The organism is Cellvibrio sp. (assembly GCF_046347455.1).
Lineage (GTDB): Bacteria > Pseudomonadota > Gammaproteobacteria > Pseudomonadales > Cellvibrionaceae > Cellvibrio.
Genome location: NZ_JAXMGC010000004.1, coordinates 193056 through 212297 on the forward strand (window position 1 = coordinate 193056; position 19242 = coordinate 212297).

Sequence of the window (19242 nt, forward strand, 5' to 3'; positions counted from 1 at the left end):
GGGCTGTTTGGCTTCTGATGGGTTAGTCATAAGTAAAAACTTGTAACCGAGGTATCTCAAGATGGGCATGAATATATCCGAAGGCGGCGATAATACCGAACTGAACTCCACGATTAACACAACCCCATTGGTTGACGTTATGTTGGTACTTCTGATCGTATTTTTGATTGCTGTACCGGTAGTGTTAAAAACTGTTCCGGTTCAACTGCCAAACGTTTCAAATATTCCAACACAATCCAAGCCTGAAAATATCGTCATTTCGGTAGACGCGGCTGGTGAAACTTATTGGAACAACGTTCCAGTAACGAAAGAAGATTTGTTGGCTAATTTAAGAGCTAAAGCTCCAATTAAGCCTCAGCCAGAAGTGCATATCCGCGGTGATCTAAGCTCGCGCTACGAACCAGTAGGTCGTGTAGTAGCTTATTGCCAAAAAGCGGGTATTGTCCGTGTGGGCTTCATCACTTCACCTGAACATCATTAAGTTGATGGTTCCACAATAAAAGGTAATTCATCATGGGTATGAATGTTGGGAGTGGGAGCGGCGAAGGCGATATGATGGTGGAGATGAACACCACTCCTCTTATCGACTTGATGCTCGTACTCATTGTAATGCTAATTATGTCTCTCCCCCCGCAAACTCACGCGGTGAAGTTAGACATGCCGGTGACCAATAACCCACCGCCAGATGTACCACCGCCAGTAATTGATATCGTAGTTGACTTCGATGGCTCGATTTACTGGAACTCCGAAGTTGTTTCTAGCGGTGATCAGTTAAAAAGTTATTTACTTCAAGCAGCAAAAGCGGAGCCTCGTCCAGAGATTCACTTAAAGCCCAACAAGTTAGCAAAGTATGATTCTGTTGCTAAAGTGTTAGCTACCGCACAGCGTTTGGGTGTAAAAAACATTGGTATATTAGGTAACGAAGCGCTGGAGTAATCTCCAGCGTTTTTTCGCATTAGTGCTTAACCTTGCTGCAAGCAGTAACCTTATTGGTAAACATAGTTATGTGTGTTAAAAAGAATTTCTTTGGAATAGCAAAATCAGTTTCATTTGTAGTGGCTTTAACAACCGGTATAACGACTGTTTCAGCAGTGTTTGCTCCCGCTGTTATGGCAGCTGAAAAAGCTCAGCAACTCAGTTCAAAAATGAAGCCTCTTGGCGAAGCTCAAAAATTAATGGGCGAGAAAAAGTGGAAAGAAGCTTTAGCCATTATTAATGAGAAAGTTGTTCCTATCTCTGGCAAAAGTGCTTACGAAGAACAAGTAACTAACGAATTCAAAGCCGCTTGCTTGGTGCAATTGAAAGACTACGCTGGCGTAGCAAAAGTATACGAAGCCATGTTGGCTGCAAACCAAGTTCCTGCTGATCAAGTGGGTCAACGCTTGAATACTCTCGCAGAGTTGTATTTATCTTTGGGTGATTACTCAAAGGGTATCGAAGCTTACGATAGATATCTTAAAAACTATCCTGCTAACAACGATGTATATGTTGGTTTGATGCAAGCCTACTTCAAAAAAGGCGATTACAAAAATTCTGCTGAATATGCTCAAAAGCTAATCAAGCAAGCTGAAGCTGCTAAGAAGCCAGCAGACAAAAACTGGTTGCAAATCTTGGGCTACAGCTACTCAAAATTGGGTAACAACGCTGCTTACGCCGACGTATTGGCAAAATTGTTAGAGCTTTATCCATCTCCAGAGTACTGGAATGACATGCTGAAAATCGCTCGTAACGAAGTGTCATTTTCAGATAGAGAAAAAATTGAATACTATCGTTTGAAGAAAGCAGTTGGCGCAATGACTGCGGAAGACTACAACGACATGGCTGAATTGTCTTTGTCTATGTTGGATTCTGGCGATGCTAAAGCTGCAATCGAAGCAGGTTTGGCCGCTGGCGTAGTACCTAATTCAGAGCGTACTACCAAGTTGTTGAATCGCGCTAAATCAGATGCTGCTGCTGACCTTGCAACTCTTGATGCAACTGCGAAAGAAGCTGCCGGCAAACCAAATGGTGAACCATTGGCCAAAATCGGTGCTGCCTACTTGGGTCACGGTTTGAACGACAAAGCAATTTCTACCATTCAAAGCGCAATTGCTAAAGGCGGTTTGAAATCAATTGATGAATCTTACGTTCGTCTAGGCGTTGCATACTTGAACTCTGGTAAAAAAGCTGAAGCTATCAAAGCTTTCCAATCAGTTTCAGATAAGTCTAACTTGGCTCGTGTTGCTCAGCTTTGGGTAATGTACGCTAAGAAGTAATCGAATAAAAAAGCCCGCGTAAGCGGGCTTTTTTATGTCTTGTTAAAAGAGTATTCAAATCAAAACTATTTCTACTCTTCCATCCTACTTCAATAATAACTAACAATTTCCCGCGTTACCGGTGAACCCAATTTAGTTTCACTTGGTTCACTTCAGCATCGAAACCTCGATAAAACCGAAACAGAATCCACGAGGCTATTGGCGAGCACAAGATGAATAATCTATTTCTTAAATTTCTAATACTAACAAGTCTATGTTCGGCAACAGGTATTTTCGCTGAACCTGCATCATTCCCTGTGACGATAAAAGTTGATGCAAATAAAAGCCAAGGCGCGATAAATCCTGTTTGGAGATTCTTCGGTGCCGACGAGGCAAATTACGCAACCATGAAAGATGGTCGTACAACCCTGTCTAAGCTGGGTGCTCTAAGTCCCGACAAGGTTTATTTTCGGACGCACAATTTACTAACAACAGGTGACGGCACTGCTGCCCTTAAGTGGGGGTCGACAAACGCCTACACGGAAGATGCCAATGGAAATCCTATTTATGATTGGGAAATTGTAGACCGAATTTTCGATACCTATCGTGAACGCGGAGTTCGCCCTTATGTCGAGATTGGGTTTATGCCCGAGGCTCTTTCAGTAAAACCAATCCCCTATCAGCACGAATTTCGCCCCGGTAGCGGTAACATCCGCACCGGCTGGGCTTACCCACCGAAGGATTATGGGCGTTGGGAAGAACTGGTTTATCAATGGGTTCGCCATTGCGTAGAACGTTACGGTCGTGAAGAAGTTGCTACCTGGTATTGGCAGACATGGAATGAGCCAAACTTACCTCAGTATTACTGGGGCGGCACACAAGAAGAATTTTTTAAATTACATGACGCTGCTATGCGAGCTGTGCGTCGGGCTTTGCCTGAAGCGCGTGTCGGCGGGCCAGATATCGCCGGTGCCGGAGATGATTTCATGACGAAATTCATCCAACATGTGAAGAAAAATAACATACCGACTGACTTTCTATCTTTCCACGCCAAAGGTGCTCCTACGACTATAACGCAGGAGAGCGGACATTCATTTGTTCAAATGGGACTAAACACTCATCTTAAAGCCGCCAATCATGAGTTCTCCCAAATCGCGCAAGACCCGGAGCTGCGAAATAAGCCAGTGATCATTGGCGAGTCAGATCCAGAAGGTTGCGCCGCATGTCAGGGGCCGGCAAATGCCTATCGAAACGGAACGCTTTATTCCAGTTACACGGCTGCTTCATTTCCACGTTTGCAGCAGTTAGCGGAACGTCAGCGAATTAAGCTGGAAGGTATTCTTTCCTGGTCGTTCGAGTTTGAAGACCAACCCTATTTCGCAGGCTTTCGCCAGCTAACATCTGCCGGAATAGACTTGCCCGTTATGAACACCTTTAAGATGTTTGCGAAAATGCGCGGGCAAAAGCTAGCGGCAACATCCACCGCACAATTATCGACAGACGAAATAATGGCGAATGGCGTGAGAGACAATGCCGATGTAGGTGTCAGCGCGTCGTCGGATAAGGACAAAATTTACGTTCTCGTGTGGCATTATCACGATCAAGATATTCCCGGCCCCGATGCGGACATCCAACTGACGGTAAATCACCTTCCATCGAATCTTTCAAAACAACTTAAATTGACCCATTACCGGGTTGATAAAGAGTTTTCCAATAGTTACACCGCATGGATAAAGATGGGATCACCCATTGCCCCCTCAAATTCGCAACGAGCGGAGCTAATAAAAGCATCAGAACTTGCCGTTATTAATGATAAAATGCTGGCCGCCAACAAGGGTGTGGTAAATTTACGCTTCAAGCTGCCTCGACAAGGTGTATCCCTGTTGCTACTTGAGCCCAATCAGAATTAAGAGAGCATAGATTGTGAGTTTTTTTCAGTTTTTAATTCAAGAATGGATGCTGACCAGCCTTTTAGCGGTACTGGTCATCGTTTACACAATGCGTGAGCGCGTTAAAAGCGGCGTACCTATTACAAACAATCAATTAACCGCATTAGTAAATGCCGATAAAGCGGTTGTTTTGGATATTCGCCCTAGCGCTGAATTCAAAGCGGGTCATTTGGTAGATGCCATTAATATTCCCTACGAACGCATTAATAGCGACTTGGCCACGCTTGAAAAATACAAAAGCAAAACCATTATCATCGTAGACAAGATGGGTCAGTACGCTGGCACGGCGGGGCGTCAATTGGCTAAAGAAGGCTTTGACGTACGCAGATTGTCCGGCGGTATTAGCGAATGGCAAAACCAAAATTTGCCATTAGTCAAAGGTAAATAGTTTAAAGACAAATCAAAAAGGGTAGGAAAATGGCGCGAGTTTTAATGTACACCACTGCAGTTTGCCCTTACTGCGTGAACGCCAAAAAACTGTTGGCGCAAAAAGGTGTGGACGTGGAAGAAATTCGTGTCGACCAAAATCCTGAGCTGCGTGTGGAAATGATGCAGAAGAGTGGACAGCGCACTGTGCCACAAATCTGGATTGGCGATTTACACGTCGGTGGTTTCACCGATCTTTGGGCGTTGGACAAACAAGGTAAGCTCGACGGGCTTTTACAAAATAACTAATGTGGAATTAAGAGAATTATCATGAGTGAAGAAAATAACCAAGCTGCTGCAACCCCAGAACAACAAGTTCCGCAAGCAGGCTTTGCTATTCAAAAAATTTATTTGAAAGACATTTCATTTGAAACGCCCAGCGGTCTTGATGCCTTTACCCAAGCTTGGAAGCCCAACGTACAACAAGATTTAAACATTCAAGTTACTCCACTTGAAGGCGGTTTATTTGAAGTTCTGTTGTTATTAACTATCACCGCACGCATCGACAACAAAGTTGTGTTTTTGGTTGAAGTAAAACAAGGCGGCTTATTTGTGATTAACGGTTTGGATGGTATTCAACTGAGCCACGCGATTAACACTTTGTGCCCGCAGATTCTTTTCCCTTACGCGCGCGAAACAATCGACAGCATTTTGACACGCGGTGGTTTCCCGCCCTTGATGTTGGCACCTATCAATTTTGATGCGGTATTTGCACAAGCGGTTATGCAAGCACAGCAGCAAGCAGAAGCCGCAGGTGAGACCGGCACTGCTGAAGCAGCACTGAATTAATCTTCCCCAATTTGCCCGACGTTCGTCGGGCAAATTTTTTCTTCAGGTGTAAAAGTCGATGTTCAACCTTTCTCGCCTCGATCGTTCAAACGCCAGTCACATAGCCGCCATTGATTTGGGCTCCAACAGCTTTCACATGATTATTGCCAAATGGGATAACGACCAGTTGGTGGTATTGGATCGTTTGCGTGATCCGGTTCGTATGGGTTGGGGTTTGGGTAGTGACGGTTCACTCAGCGAAGATGCCCGCATTCGTGCGCTCAACTGCCTTGAAAAATTCGGCGAGCGCTTGCGCGAATATCCGTCGCGCAGTGTGCGCATTGTCGGTACCAAAACGCTCCGCAGTATTAATGATTCCAGTCAATTTTTGGCAGATGCGCAACAGCGTTTGGGCCATCCCGTAGAAATTATTTCGGGTGACGAAGAAGCGCGTTTGATTTATTTAGGTGTTGCGCATTGCATAGCGCCTAAAGATGGCAAGCGTTTGGTGATGGATATTGGCGGTGGCAGTACGGAAATTATTGTTGGCGAAAACATGTCGCCACTTGTTAAAGAAAGTTTGAACATGGGTTGCGTAGCCATTACCAAAAAATTCTTTTTGGACGGCAAAGTTACTGACAAAAATGCCAACAAAGCTTTTATTGCCTGTATGCAAGAGGTCGCGCCTGTAGCGGATGAATTTATCCAGCAGGGTTGGAATCAGGTGCTCGGTGCATCGGGTACGATTAAAGCGGTGGCGAAAGTGTGCACAGCAGCTGGATGGAGCAACGGCACCATTCGCTTAATGGATTTAGAAAAAATTATTCAACTTTACTGCCAACATGGTAGTACCGATTTAAAAATTCCGGGTTTATCTGACGATCGCCAACCTGTCTTTTTAGGTGGCGTGATTGTTTTAAAAGCGTTGTTTGAAAGTTTGCAAATAGCGGAAATGATGGCCGCTGATTGGGCCCTGCGTGAAGGTTTGTTATTCGATTTAAAAGGTCGTTTAGAAAATCATGATATACGCCAAGGGAGTGTCGATGCTTTAGCATCACGATTTCACGTCAATATGGAAAAATCTTTGGCGGTAGCCTCAACCGCTTTGAATTTTCTGTCGCAAGTGGCAGATGACTGGGATTTAAATCACAGCGAAGCCAGCAAGATGTTAAATTGGGCTGCGCGTTTATATTCCGTGGGTTTGGATATAGCGCACAACGATTATCACAAACACGGCGCTTATATTGTTCAAAACGTGGATTTGGCGGGATGCTCGCGTGTGGAGCAAAGCCATCTTTCTGTGCTCGTCTTAGCCCATCGAAAACGTTTCCCCATCAAGCATTTTCCCGCAGGCAATGAAGATCTGATTCACCTTGCGATTTTGTTGCGACTGGCGGTGATTTTTCATCGCGGAAAAAAAGCAGATGGTTTGCCGAACATGACACTATCGGTTAACAAGAAAAAAATTAAATTAAAAATACCGCCGCAATGGTTAGAGGAACATCCGCTCACCTTTGCAGATCTTGAAACAGAAATGCGACACTTGGACGATATAGGTTATAGCTTGGATATAATCTAAAAATAAAAGGCCGATCTTAGATCAGCCTTTTTATGTGTCGTTTGATTATTAATGTCGTGACGTCCATCGGTCGAGCAAAATACCTTGGGCATCAATTTCGATTTCCTCACCCTGTGGCGCGAGCAGTTGGTAATTTCCTTTCGCATCTAATATCCATGCGTGTGTGTTGTCGGATAGATAAAGATTCAAATCTTCGATCAAGCGATCCCGGATTTTCTTATGCTTGATAGGAAAACAGGTTTCAACGCGATGAAACATGTTACGTGTCATCCAATCGGCACTTGAGCAAAATAATTCCGGATTGCCGTTGTTCTCAAAATAGAAAACGCGGTGATGCTCGAGGAAGCGGCCGATGATTGAACGCACACGAATGTTTTCCGACAAACCCTGCACACCGGGTCGTAGTTGGCAAACGCCACGCACGATTAAATCAATCTGAACCCCGGCTTTTGAAGCGGCGTAAAGTTCATTTACCAATTCTTCGTCGTAGAGCGCATTCATTTTCGCGATAATGCGCGCGGGCTTCCCGTGTTCCGCGTTTTCTTTTTCGGTGCGAATACGGCGAACCATACCTCTGTGCAAGGTGAAGGGCGCGTACAAAAGCGATTCCATTTTGGATGCTTTGCCCATACTGCTCAATTGCAAAAAGATGCGATAAACATCATCGCCAATATCTTTGTCGGATGTCATCAAACCATAATCGGTGTAAAACTTACTGGTTCTGGGGTGATAATTTCCTGTGCCCAAGTGTACGTAGTAACGCAACTTGCCTTCTTCGCGGCGCGCAATGAGTAACATCTTGGCGTGAGTTTTAAAACCTACAACACCGTAAATCACGTGAATACCAAAACGCTGCAAGCGTTCAGCCAGCGCCACGTTTTGTTCTTCATCAAAACGCGCGCGCAGTTCAACAATAGCAGTAACTTCTTTACCGGCTTTGGCGGCGGCAACGAGTGCATCAACTATGGGTGAGTTGGAACCCGTACGATATAAGGTTTGCTTAATTGCAAGCACATGCGGATCTGCAGCCGCTTCGCGTAGGAAATCCACCACACCTTGGAACGAATCAAAGGGGTGATGCAATAAAATATCTTGCTTGTCCAAAACCTCAAAATAGCTATTGGTACGCTTTGACAGCTTCGGCATTGCCTGCACGAATGGTTTGAAAAATAGCTCTTTGTTTTTTATCAGCTCAAACAAATCGCTGTAACGGTTTAAATTCACTGGGCCGTTAATTTTGTACAAATCGCGTTCTTTAATTTCACAGCGCTGTAACAGAAAATCGACTAACTCTTCGGGGCAGGTGTCAGCAATTTCCAAGCGGACTTCGTCGCCGTATTGGCGGTAAGCCAGCTCGCCTTGCACAGCGCGCAACAAGTCTTCGGTTTCTTCTTCATCCAGAAAAATATCGGAGTTGCGAGTGAGGCGAAATTGAAAGCTATCAATGACCGTCATGCCCACAAAAATTTCGGCCATAAAAAAATGGATGATGGACGAAATAAACACGAACTCGCGGCATTGCGTAGTGAGTTCAATGGGCAGCTCAATGATGTGCGAAAGCGAGCGGGGCACTTGCACAATGGCGCGGCCGGAGTTGCGGCCAAAGGCGTCTTTGCCATCGAGCTTAACAATAAAATTCAAACTTTTATTCAGGATGCGCGGAAAGGGGTGCGCTGGGTCAAGCCCGATGGGGCTAAGTACGGGCAAGACATCGGAGATGAAATAGTTTTTGAGGTATTCAATTTGCTCCGGTGTCCATTCACTGCGACGCAGAATACGAATACCCGCTTCGCGCAAACTCGGAACAATCTCAGTGTTTAGAATTTTGTATTGTTCTTCAACGAGCAGGTGAGCGCGTTCGGAAATTTGTTCCAGCGTTTGTATTTCAGTTAAGCCATCGGGACCGAGCGGAGTTTTGGTAGGAAGCTCCAAGCGTTCAACCAAGCCGCCAACACGCACTTCAAAAAATTCGTCTAGGTTGGTGGAGAAGATGCACAGAAAACGCAGGCGTTCTAGCAGAGGTAAGGACTTGTTATAAGCTTGATAAAGCACGCGTTTGTTGAATTCAAGCAAGCTGAGCTCGCGGTTGAAGTAGGCGCTGGACACATAAACCTCGGTGATTAAAGCAAATCAACAGCAGAATATGACACGTCAATATGACGGAAAAAAGACGAGTAACTTAACCTTAGCAAACAATCGGGTGGCTGCACATTTTCCGGCTGGTGAAGCAACTGCCAGCGACGCGAATCGCTGGCAAGGATTTTACTTTTTGCATCTGTAAACGTTAAAGCTTTGCTTGCCATTTTCAATGCCGGTGCTGGGGACAACAGTGTCACCGCCTAAACCAGCGGCTTCGTTGCGTGCCAAGTTTGCCAACTCGGTAGCCACTTTATCCGCATTACGCTTATAGAAACCTACTTTGCTCGTCACACTCACCGTGACTTCGCTCAGGTTTTTGCAACCGCGAACATTAGCAGAGTTTGCGACCGCAACCGTACTGCCGGTTTCGCTCACTTTTACCCAGGTACAGCTGCTGGTAATGGCGGCTAGGGCGAGTAGAGTAAGAGATAATTTTTTCATGATGTCGTCCTCATGTTAGTTGCGAACTGTGATTTTGGTCGCGTACCGGGTGAATGGGTGGAAGCTTGTAAAATCGGGCGAGCCGTTTACACCAAGCCTTTACCATCGTTAAAAATAATTACCGGCTACACTAATCCTATGAATGCATAGATGCAACCAATGCCATCGCCTAAATGGCACCACTTTTCAAACATGCCTGTAAAGCGTTCCGCAAATCCTGTGCAAATGCTGGTTTGAAAATCTCGAGGTGGTTATTATGCCGTTCAAACCATTCGGTTTATTTTGAGGCCATTTTTGGCCTACATGGACGTAACGACCTGCCAAGTATATTGATAAAAATATTGTGCAATTCACACACGTGTCATCTGTAAACGGGAATTTCTCTGGAGTCCATCATGTTTATTATTAAAGCGGTTATCGGCTTATTTCGCTGGATTCGCCGGCATTTTCGCACTTTCTTAAAATTAAAAATCCTATTCATACTTTTAGTGCTAATCATTCTTGCTGCGGGCAAAACCTACCAGCATTGGGACGATGATCCGGATCGCGGCGCGGTCGCGATTACTAACGGCGCTCACGGCGAAAGCTATTCCACACCCGTTTACCTCAAGCAAGGTTGGAGCGAGGCGGACAGCCTGTGGTTCTACAACACCACGCAAGGCTCAGGTTTGTTGCCGTACGACTTCTTCCTTTCGTTAGAGCAGGCAGATTCTACCGAGTTACTGCGCGCGAATAACAATATCGATAAATTCCGTTATCTGCCGCAGAAGCCTACCTTCTTCAACCCCGATGGCTTGGCGGTTGGTTTTGTAAAAGAAACCTATCAAGGCCACGATTACATGGGTTACACCTGCGCCGCGTGCCACACTGGCCAGGTGAACTTTAAAGGCAAAGCTATTCGTATCGATGGTGGCCCGTCCATGGCAGATATGGTGGGCTTTCTTACCGCGATGGAAAAAAGCTTGGAGCAAACCCAAACTGATGCGCAAAAACGTGAGCGTTTTGTAAAAGCAGTGCTGGCACTTAAGAACAATTACAGCAATGAAGAAGAGGTGCTCAAAGACCTTAAGAAGTGGGGCAATACCATCAAGCTCTACAACACCGTCAACCACAGCCATATCGATTATGGTTACGCTCGCCTCGATGCTTTCGGTCGCATTTACAACCGAGTCTTGGAACATGTGATCAACAAAGCCCAACTCAAGCTGGCGCTGTTGCAAGTTACCACGCCGGACGATAAGCGCATTCTCAATGAAGAACAAGTTGATGCAGTCCTTGAAGGTATCAACGAAACCATTATTGGCGATGTACAGTTCGCTGTAGTTATGGAGCGTTTGGGTTCAAGCACTGGCAAATTGCCGGGCCTCAATCTGCGCGACCAACTACGTGTGCGCGAAGCGATTTTTAATGAACCTGATGCGCCGGTTAGCTATCCCTTCTTGTGGGACATCACTCATTCCGATTACGTGCAATGGAATGGTTTGGCAGCAAACGCGGGCGTTGGTCCTCTTGGCCGCAACACCGGCGAAGTGATTGGCGTGTTTGGTATTCTGGATTGGAAGGCACAAGAAAAAGGGTTTAGCCTCTCAGCTTGGATCACTGGCGAGAAAAGTAAAAAGCACACAATCGATTTTAAATCGTCCATCGACCTAACCAATCTCGGGCGCATCGAATCTCATTTGAATAGCCTGCAATCGCCAGTGTGGCCAGAAGATATTCTGGGCAAGATCAACCGCGATTCTGCAAAACGAGGGGAGTTGGTCTATAACGAATACTGTTCGTCATGCCATCAAGTGATTGAGCGCGACAATTGGGATCGCTTGGTTGTTGCCAACATGTCGAACATCGATGTGGTTGGAACTGACCCCGCTATGGCAACAAACAGCGTTGCCTATGCGGGTTATGCGGGTAACTTCGAATCTATTTATCAAGAGACGGATGTAGGTTCGGTGGTTGTGCAAAAACGCGCGCCGGTTGTACAAGTATTAACCGCTGCCACCAAGGGCGCAGTTGCAACACCAGACGCTGATAAATATGCGGTTCGCCGCATCGCAGATTGGGCGTATATGTTGGGTAAATCCTTCTTTGATAATGAGATAAAACCCAGTGTAAAATCCGGCAACTATAAACCCGATACCACAGCGAACCCTTATCAATCGCTCTTGTCTTATAAAGCGCGCTCATTGAACGGCATTTGGGCGACAGCGCCTTTCCTGCACAACGGCTCCGTGCCTAACTTATGGGACTTGTTGTTACCCACGGAAGAGCGCCCCACAGAGTTTTGTGTGGGCAACCGCGAATTTGATCCGGTCAATGTTGGTTTTGTTAAAACGGGTTGCGATATAACTGATCCTAAAGATAAACGGCGCTTCATTGTTGAACCGCTCGGCAATCACAATACCGGCCATGAATACGGCACCGGTAAAGATGGCAAGGAAAAATTAACAGAGCAGGAGCGTTGGGATTTAATTGAATACATTAAAACGCTGTAAGCTTTAAAAATATTCAGCTAGTTCAATCGAGAAAAACCTTTGCGCGATGCCGATGTCGCGCAAAGGTTTTCTTTAATTAAGACTGCACGAGCTATCTGAATTTTTGCGAATTTTATTCAGCGTTCTTTGCCGATGGTTGTGCATAAGACGTTATGAAAATATTGAAAGACATTGCTTCACCGAAAAAGGCAAATTCCCGAGCATGTTCATGGGCAAGCTCTCTCGTCCTGTGGCTGTTGATGGCAGCAAATCCGGCAAGCGCACAAACTGATAAACAAATTTCCTACCCGGTTCCCATTCAAGCAGAACGCGCCGCAGCGAGCAGCAGTGCACCAGCTGCACCTGTGTACAAAGCTCCGCAGCCGGTGATTCGCCCAATTGAAGAAGCTTCTACCACACCGCCAGACACACCCAAAAAATCCGCAACCAAAACGACTACACAAACCACTAGCAAAACGGTAAAAACCGAAACGCCTGCAAAAGCTGTTGTTAAAAAGACAGAAAAGGCAACGACCAAAGCGGATAAAAAAGTCGTTGAGAAAAAATCTACAGCCACAAAAACCACAGCCGCAAAAGCGACTACAAAACCAACAACAGCTGCTAAAGCCACTACAACGGCAAGCGTAAAAAAAAACACCGCACAAGACACAAAGCCAGAACTTGAAAAAGCGGCACCAACACTCCTAGCCCCCGCGAAGCCAGTTGAAAACACGCCGAAAGTTTCTACGGCAACCAAAATGGCGATTGCACCTGTAGCAGCTGCGGGCTTGGCCGCCGCCGACTTATCGCAAGGAAATGAATTAACCGAAGGTACTTTGGACGACGAAGATTTTTCGGGCGGCGGTGAATTAACAAATGAAGATGCACCTGTTTCAGCGACAGCCTCGTCTGCATCAGTCGTCAAAAGTACAGCCTTACCCGTTGGTGGACCGCGCGAACGTTTTGTTCAGGAATTTAAAGAATACGTAGAGACAAAATTAGTTCCGCGTGTACCCGGCCTCGCGTTTGCAGTCATTGCGGACGGCAAAGTAAAAGTTATGCAAGCTTACGGCGTAAAAAAGGTGGGAACCAAAGACCCTATTGATACAGATACTGCCTTTCGCTTGGCATCTGTATCAAAAACTATTGCGGGTACCACTGCGGGTGTATTGGTAAATGATGGTCTTATTTCGTGGGACACGCCCATTACTTCGGTTTTACCGAATGTAGAGTTCAGCAATCCGCGCTACGGTAATCAATTGACCTTGCGCAATATCATGTCGCAATCAACGGGTTTGCCAACACACGCCGGCGATAACTTTATTGAAGAAGGTTTGCCTTACGAGGCGGTGTTGGAAAAATTTAAAGCGGTTAACTTCGTATGCCCACCGGGCAAATGCTATAGCTACCAAAACGTGACTATGAGTTTGCTAGCCAGCATAGTGCAGAAAAAAACCGGCAAACCTTATGAGCAATATGTAAAAGAAAAAATATTTACACCTTTAGGTATGCGCTCGGCATCAATTGGTTTGGAAGGATTATTAGCAACAAAAAATTACGCCTTACCCCATGAAGTTGCTGGCAACGGAAAATGGTACACCAAAGAAATTACGCAAAATTATTATCGTTTGAATCCTGCTGCGGGCGGCAACGCGAGCGTGAATGATATGGCGCGCTGGATCTTGGCGCATATGGGTCATAACCCGGAAGTTTTATCGCCGGCCACTCTGCAGGCTGTGCACGCTAAGACAACAAAAAATACACCAGCACAATCACACTATGGCGCACGTGAAGGTGTAACAGATACTTATTACGCCATGGGCTTTAGAACTTTTGATTACCGCGGCGACAAAAACTTTTTGCATCATGGCGGTTATGTATTTGGTTCGCGCTCTGAAATGGTGTTTAACCCGGAGCTGCAAATCGGTATGGTTATTTTAAGTAACTGCAACCGTTTGCCTGGCTCAGTTATTTTTGAATTTTTGGATGCCTACGAAGATGAAAAACGCGGTGAAAAGAGGCCTTCGTTAGTGCAAGCGGTAAAGAAAAAAGTAAGCCGCAATAAAAAAAGCCCGTCTAAGTGACGGGCTTTTTTTTGCGGTTAATGAACAATTAAAAAATGTCTTGGTCGCTGCGCTCAGGATTTTTTTGTACCCACACCTGAAGGATGCGACGCCCTTCCATTTGTTTTATTTCAAAGTTGAATCCGGAAATGCTAATGGTTTCGCCAACGACGGGAATATGCTGCAATTGCTCCAGTAGCAAACCCGCGAGAGTGAAGTAATCGCCTTCTTCACGCTCGAGTTTGGTATCCAGTACTTCTTCGAGTTGTTCAAGCGACAAGCTGGCATCCAATAACCAACCGTCCTCTTGTTCAACCACTAAAGGCGCTTCGTTTGTATCTGCCAGTTCGCCAGCAATAGCCGCCAATAAATCGCTGGTGGTCACCACGCCTTTTATACTGCCGTATTCGTCGATCACAATCGCCAAGGGCACTGCTTGCTGGCGCAACATTTCCAATACGTTCAGTGCGCTGGTACCTTCGGGTACGGCCAAAGGTTCAACAGCGAGCGCGGCGAGATCAAGGGGTTGATTACTCAGCGCCGCCGCGAGCAAGTCGCGACTTTGTACTACGCCGTGCAAATTGTCCAATTCATCGCGCGCAACCAGCAAACGCGTTTGCGGTGTCGTTTTTAAAACGGTGAGCAATTCTTCCGGCGTTGCGTTTACATCCACCCAAATGATGTCGGGGCGTGGTGTCATCAGCGACTGCACAGGGCGGTCGGTGAGTTGCAATACCGAGCGAATCATTTGGCGTTCACTGTTTTCAAAAACCAGCTCTTCGCCTTGCGGATTCGCCATAGCCACTATGTCGTCGCCCACTTCATCAGCATCGCTGCGGCCGCCCAAAAGTTTCAATACGGCTTCGGCGGTGCGGTCGCGCAAGGGGCGCTCGCCAATCAAGTGGCGTGTGCGGTTGGAGCGCGCCAATTGGTTGAAGAATTCGATCAAGACCGAGAAGGCGATGGCACCATAGAGGTAGCCTTTGGGGATATGGATTCCCGCGCCTTCGGCGACTAGGCTAAAGCCAATCATCAACAGGAAACCCAAGCAGAGCATAACGACTGTGGGATGTTTGTTGACGAAATCGGTAAGTGCTTTACTGGCGATAATCATCGTACCCATTGCGATAATAACCGCGATCATCATCACCGGGAGGTGGTTGGTTACACCGATCGCCGTGATAACGGCATCTAGCGAGAAGACTGCATCGAGCACAACGATCTGCGCAATTACCGCCCAGAAAGCTGCATGGACACGCGGACCACGCTGCGTATTCACCTTGCCTTCAACACGCTCGTGCAATTCGATCGTCGCTTTAAATAAGAGGAATAGACCGCCGAAGATAAGGATAAGATCGCGACCTGATAGGTCTTGGCCAAACACCGTAAACAAAGTGGCCGTTAGGCTCGCCATCCAGGAAATACCGGCCAGCAACACCAATCGCAACAAGAGGGCGAGGGTTAAACCCACCATGCGCGCGCGGTCGCGCTGGTGTTTGGGCAGTTTGTTGGCGAGTACGGCAACGAAAATAAGGTTATCTATGCCGAGAACAATCTCCAGCACGATAAGGGTGAGCAAGCCTAACCAGGCCGTGGGGTCAAAAATCCATTCCACCGCTAGCACCTCACCATCGAATTAGAAGCTGTGGGCTGACGGGTATGGAGCGAGGTAAAGCAATTTTTTCGATGACTCTGACATTCAGGGTCGGGTTCTGCGCTTGGCATTGAAAATCCAGAATGACCTAAGGAGCGCTGATTCTACTGCAGAGCCTATGACAATGACCACCTTATCTTTATTCCGTGGCCCGGCGTTTAACGGTGGATTTTGCAAGACAGGACTTGTCTCGATCCGGTAAATGTCATTCCAAGGGTACGAGTTTTTGGGGCAGTTTCCATCCCAATAAGAAACCCACATTGGTGGTAAACTACCGCCCGTTTTTTTTGTTGAGGAAGATCATGTTGAACCGAAGTTTAAAGCCAATCTTAGGCATAGCTGTAGCTGCTATGAGTGTTAGTACCATGCCCCTGTTTGCGAGTTGTGGAGCCGCCTCTTGCACCTTGAACACCGACTGGAGTGCGCAAGGCGTATGGACACAAGCCGGCAGCCGGCTGGATTTGCGTTACGAATATATCGATCAAGACCAGGTGTTGAGCGGGGATGATGCCGAAGACCCAGCACTGGCGCATCATCAGGAGCACGGCACGCTGAATCAAAATCTACTTGCCGCATACGACTACACCTTTAATGATACCTATGGTTTAAGCGTGGCTGCGCCTTTGGTGTCCCGCGATCACACGCATTTTCACAAGAATCACCATAACCCCAACCAATTAGATGCCCAGACGTGGGATTTTACCCGCGTTGGCGACATTCGGATTGCTGGCCGTATGCAGCTCTCCTCAGCGCTTCGTTTGCAAGAAGCCTTTGGCCTGACCCTCGGTCTAAAATTACCGACCGGTGAGTTTGACGTAGCCAACCGCCAAGGCAAATTGGCCGAGCGCAGCTTACAACCTGGCACGGGCACAACAGACGCTATAGTCGGTGCCTATTTTCGCCAGCAGTTGCCGAGCTATAAGAGCCAATGGTTTGCACAAACTCAGCTGCTGACACCGCTAAACGAACGCGATGGGTTTCGCCCCGGCCAGCAACTTTCGCTCGATCTAGGCCTAAGGCACACGGTCACGCCCCACCTGCATTTGATGACGCAACTTAACTACAACCATCGCAGCCGCGACAGTGGCGCAGAGGCAGAGCCCGAAGACAGCGGCGGCTCAGCGCTGCTATTGAGCCCCGGCCTGAGCTATGAGCTGACGCAAGAAATCCAGCTCTACGGCTTTCTTCACCACCGCCTGAATCAAGAGGTTAACGGCAATCAGCTGAGCAGTAAAAACAGCTTTGTGGTCGGGTTAAGTACGCGCCTTTAGTCGCCCGATAACCTCGGGGGGGAATAATTCCGCTAGAATCCCCCCATGCAAATTCGCTTCTTAACCAGCCTGACCCAAGCTCCTGCAGCGCAGTGGAATGCGCTCTGCGGGCCGTTTTACCCCTTTTGCCGCCATGAATTCCTGCACGCGTTGGAGGCTAGCGGCAGTATCGGTGATGGAACGGGCTGGCAAACGCAGCATTTGGTGGTTTACGAGGGCGATGAATTACTGGCCGCTATGCCACTCTACCTAAAAACGCACTCCTACGGCGAATACGTATTTGATTGGAGCTGGGCAGATGCCTATAAACGCCACGGTTTGAACTATTACCCCAAACTCATTAGCGCAATTCCGTTCACACCCTGCGCAGGTACACGTTTGTTGTTAAGCCCGAGTGTGGATCAAGCGCAATTGTTGCCGGTGATTATCGAAGAAATTAAGCAGCATCTTCACAAACTGGGTGCATCCAGCTGGCATTGTTTATTTCCTTTAGCTGATTCTTCAGAACAGTTAATTTCACAACAAATTCCTCAACGCTTGGGCACCCAATTTCACTGGTTTAATCGCGGCTATAAAACTTGGGAAGATTTTGTAGCTACTATGACATCGCGCAAACGCAAAAGCATTAACAAAGAGCGGCGTACTGTGGCAGAGCAGGGTATTCGTTTTTCTGCATTACGAGCGAATGAGATTCGCGCTGAAGATTGGCAATTGTTCTACCAGTTTTACTGCAACACTTATTTAAAACGCAGCGGGCATACAGGTTATTTGACCGAAGAATTTTTTAATTTACTTCGCCAGACCTTTGCAGAATATTGCTTGATGATTGTGGCGCACAAAGCGGATGAACCTATTGCCGCTGCATTATTTTTTATCGACCGCAAAACAATTTACGGACGCTACTGGGGGTGTTTGGCGGAATACGATTTTTTGCATTTCGAAACCTGCTATTACCAAGGCATTGACTACGCAATAAAACACGGATTAGAACGCTTTGATGGTGGCGCACAAGGCGAACATAAAATTCAGCGCGGCTTTGAACCCATACGCACCTATTCGAACCATTATTTAGTACAGCCTGATTTTCACAATGCGATCGAAAAATTTCTTCAATCAGAAAAAGCATCGGTAGAGCTCTATATGCAAGATGCAAAAACCTATCTGCCGTTTAAATGCAGTGCCGACTCAAGAGAATAATAATGCTCACTAAACTTCACCCTAAAAATATTTTAACCGCGCTCGACGAAATAGATGCAGAAGCGCCATCCTACACCATGAATCGCCCACAAGCCTTACGTCGTGTATTTTCTGTACTTGCCTGCGTATCTGTGTGCTTGTTACTCATGCACTACGGAAAATTTTCCGATAACTTGCGTTACCTTCTACAAACTCTCGCGCAATGGAAAAACTTGCCGACTAATTTTTACATAGAACCATTGCTCAACGCGGGTATTTGGGAGTTATGCGGTTCCCTTTGGTGGACAAGCGTGCTGGCAATCGGCTACGTGCTTTTACCGATGCTATTGATTCGCTATGGATTTAAAGCACGCATTCGCGATTATGGCTGGCAAATAAATTCCGCACCGCAGCATTGGCGAGGCTATCTACTATTACTAAGCCCTATTTTGGTGTTTATTTATTGCGTGAGCTTGGGCAAAGATTTTGTAAATCATTACCCATTTTATTCTCAGGCGAGCAGAAGTTGGGCCGATTTACTCGCGTGGGAATTTCTATATCTCACCCAATTTGTGTGTTTGGAATTTTTCTTCCGCGGCTTCATGCTCAACGCACTGCGCCCCGCCATTGGTGCAAACGCCATTGGGGTAATGTGCGTTCCCTATTTAATGATTCACTTTCCAAAGCTGTGGTTAGAAGCCACAGGCGCAATTTTATTTGGATTGTTTTTAGGCATACTTGCCCTACGCTCACGCTCAATTTGGGGTGGTGTGTTAGTTCATGCGGGTGTTGCACTTACAATGGATATTGCAGCGATTTTGCGCAAGGGAAATTTACCAACGCAGTTTTGGCCGTTTTGACAGTTGGAGTTCGTATGGAAGATGAAAAAGCTAAAAAATCGAAAAATATAATGGGATTTCTTTTTTGCTTGGAAGGAGCTGTTACCGTGTTAATGGTAGTAGGGTTTGCTATTTATAAATACCTGCATCAGGGATAGGAGTTATTCTAGCCCCGTAAACCGGGTTAACCGCAACGCGGTGCAAACCGGATTCTTCTGGCGCCCTGTCGTCA

Annotated in this window: 17 protein-coding genes; 14 read left to right on the forward strand and 3 right to left on the reverse strand. The window is 46.7% G+C overall.

The window, feature by feature from the left end; all coding sequences use genetic code 11:
- Positions 1–67 precede the first annotated feature (67 nt).
- The 8 genes from U1F02_RS09275 to U1F02_RS09310 all read left to right on the forward strand — a co-directional run bounded on the left by U1F02_RS09275 (position 68) and on the right by U1F02_RS09310 (position 6956).
- Positions 68–481 carry an ExbD/TolR family protein gene (locus U1F02_RS09275; RefSeq protein WP_409990102.1) on the forward strand — a complete coding sequence of 138 codons (414 nt, stop codon included), beginning with the start codon at positions 68–70 and terminating at the stop codon, positions 479–481.
- A 32-nt stretch (positions 482–513) separates the two neighbouring features.
- Positions 514–936 (forward strand): ExbD/TolR family protein, encoded by a 423-nt coding sequence (locus tag U1F02_RS09280; protein ID WP_409990103.1) that lies wholly within the window; start codon positions 514–516, stop codon positions 934–936.
- Positions 937–1004: 68 nt separating this feature from the next.
- Positions 1005–2255, forward strand: a complete 1251-nt coding sequence (locus U1F02_RS09285) for a tetratricopeptide repeat protein (protein ID WP_409990104.1) — start codon at positions 1005–1007, stop codon at positions 2253–2255.
- A gap of 212 nt (positions 2256–2467) precedes the next feature.
- Positions 2468–4144, forward strand: a complete 1677-nt coding sequence (locus U1F02_RS09290) for a GH39 family glycosyl hydrolase (RefSeq protein ID WP_409990105.1) — start codon at positions 2468–2470, stop codon at positions 4142–4144.
- A 13-nt stretch (positions 4145–4157) separates the two neighbouring features.
- Positions 4158–4571 (forward strand): rhodanese-like domain-containing protein, encoded by a 414-nt coding sequence (locus U1F02_RS09295; protein WP_409990106.1) that lies wholly within the window; start codon positions 4158–4160, stop codon positions 4569–4571.
- A 29-nt stretch (positions 4572–4600) separates the two neighbouring features.
- Complete coding sequence (gene grxC, locus U1F02_RS09300; protein WP_409990107.1) at positions 4601–4858, forward strand: glutaredoxin 3; 258 nt, start codon at positions 4601–4603, stop codon at positions 4856–4858.
- A gap of 21 nt (positions 4859–4879) precedes the next feature.
- Positions 4880–5398: a protein-export chaperone SecB gene (gene secB, locus U1F02_RS09305; RefSeq protein WP_409990108.1), complete on the forward strand. Its 519-nt coding sequence runs from the start codon at positions 4880–4882 to the stop codon at positions 5396–5398.
- A 58-nt stretch (positions 5399–5456) separates the two neighbouring features.
- Complete coding sequence (locus tag U1F02_RS09310; protein ID WP_409990109.1) at positions 5457–6956, forward strand: exopolyphosphatase; 1500 nt, start codon at positions 5457–5459, stop codon at positions 6954–6956.
- A 48-nt stretch (positions 6957–7004) separates the two neighbouring features.
- Here U1F02_RS09310 and ppk1 read toward each other — a convergent pair whose 3' ends face one another.
- Together ppk1 and U1F02_RS09320 are read right to left on the reverse strand one after the other, a co-directional pair.
- Entirely contained in the window at positions 7005–9062 is a 2058-nt protein-coding gene (ppk1, locus tag U1F02_RS09315; protein ID WP_409990110.1) for a polyphosphate kinase 1, read from the reverse strand.
- 156 nt (positions 9063–9218) lie between these two features.
- Complete coding sequence (locus U1F02_RS09320; RefSeq protein ID WP_409990111.1) at positions 9219–9536, reverse strand: DUF4156 domain-containing protein; 318 nt, start codon at positions 9534–9536, stop codon at positions 9219–9221.
- Positions 9537–9931: 395 nt separating this feature from the next.
- Here U1F02_RS09320 and U1F02_RS09325 point away from each other — a divergent pair, with 395 nt between their 5' ends.
- Entirely contained in the window at positions 9932–12028 is a 2097-nt protein-coding gene (locus U1F02_RS09325; RefSeq protein ID WP_409990112.1) for a di-heme-cytochrome C peroxidase, read from the forward strand.
- A gap of 239 nt (positions 12029–12267) precedes the next feature.
- A complete protein-coding gene (locus U1F02_RS09330; RefSeq protein WP_409990113.1) occupies positions 12268–14091 on the forward strand; it encodes a serine hydrolase domain-containing protein in 1824 nt (607 codons plus the stop codon).
- Positions 14092–14119: 28 nt separating this feature from the next.
- Here U1F02_RS09330 and U1F02_RS09335 read toward each other — a convergent pair whose 3' ends face one another.
- Entirely contained in the window at positions 14120–15685 is a 1566-nt protein-coding gene (locus tag U1F02_RS09335; RefSeq protein WP_409990114.1) for a TerC family protein, read from the reverse strand.
- A 341-nt stretch (positions 15686–16026) separates the two neighbouring features.
- On the opposite strand from U1F02_RS09335, the gene U1F02_RS09340 reads away from it, so the two are divergent.
- From U1F02_RS09340 to U1F02_RS09355, 4 genes are read left to right on the forward strand one after another with little or no spacing between them, the layout of a single operon-like run.
- Complete coding sequence (locus U1F02_RS09340; RefSeq protein ID WP_409990115.1) at positions 16027–16995, forward strand: transporter; 969 nt, start codon at positions 16027–16029, stop codon at positions 16993–16995.
- Between the two features lie 45 nt (positions 16996–17040).
- A complete protein-coding gene (locus tag U1F02_RS09345; protein WP_409990116.1) occupies positions 17041–18192 on the forward strand; it encodes a GNAT family N-acetyltransferase in 1152 nt (383 codons plus the stop codon).
- A 2-nt stretch (positions 18193–18194) separates the two neighbouring features.
- The gene (locus tag U1F02_RS09350) at positions 18195–19031 is read left to right on the forward strand and encodes a CPBP family intramembrane glutamic endopeptidase (RefSeq protein ID WP_409990117.1); all 837 of its coding nucleotides are present in this window, start codon (positions 18195–18197) and stop codon (positions 19029–19031) included.
- Between the two features lie 14 nt (positions 19032–19045).
- Positions 19046–19168, forward strand: coding sequence for a hypothetical protein (locus U1F02_RS09355; protein WP_409990118.1), 123 nt, complete (start codon positions 19046–19048; stop codon positions 19166–19168).
- The last annotated feature ends 74 nt before the right edge of the window (positions 19169–19242 follow it).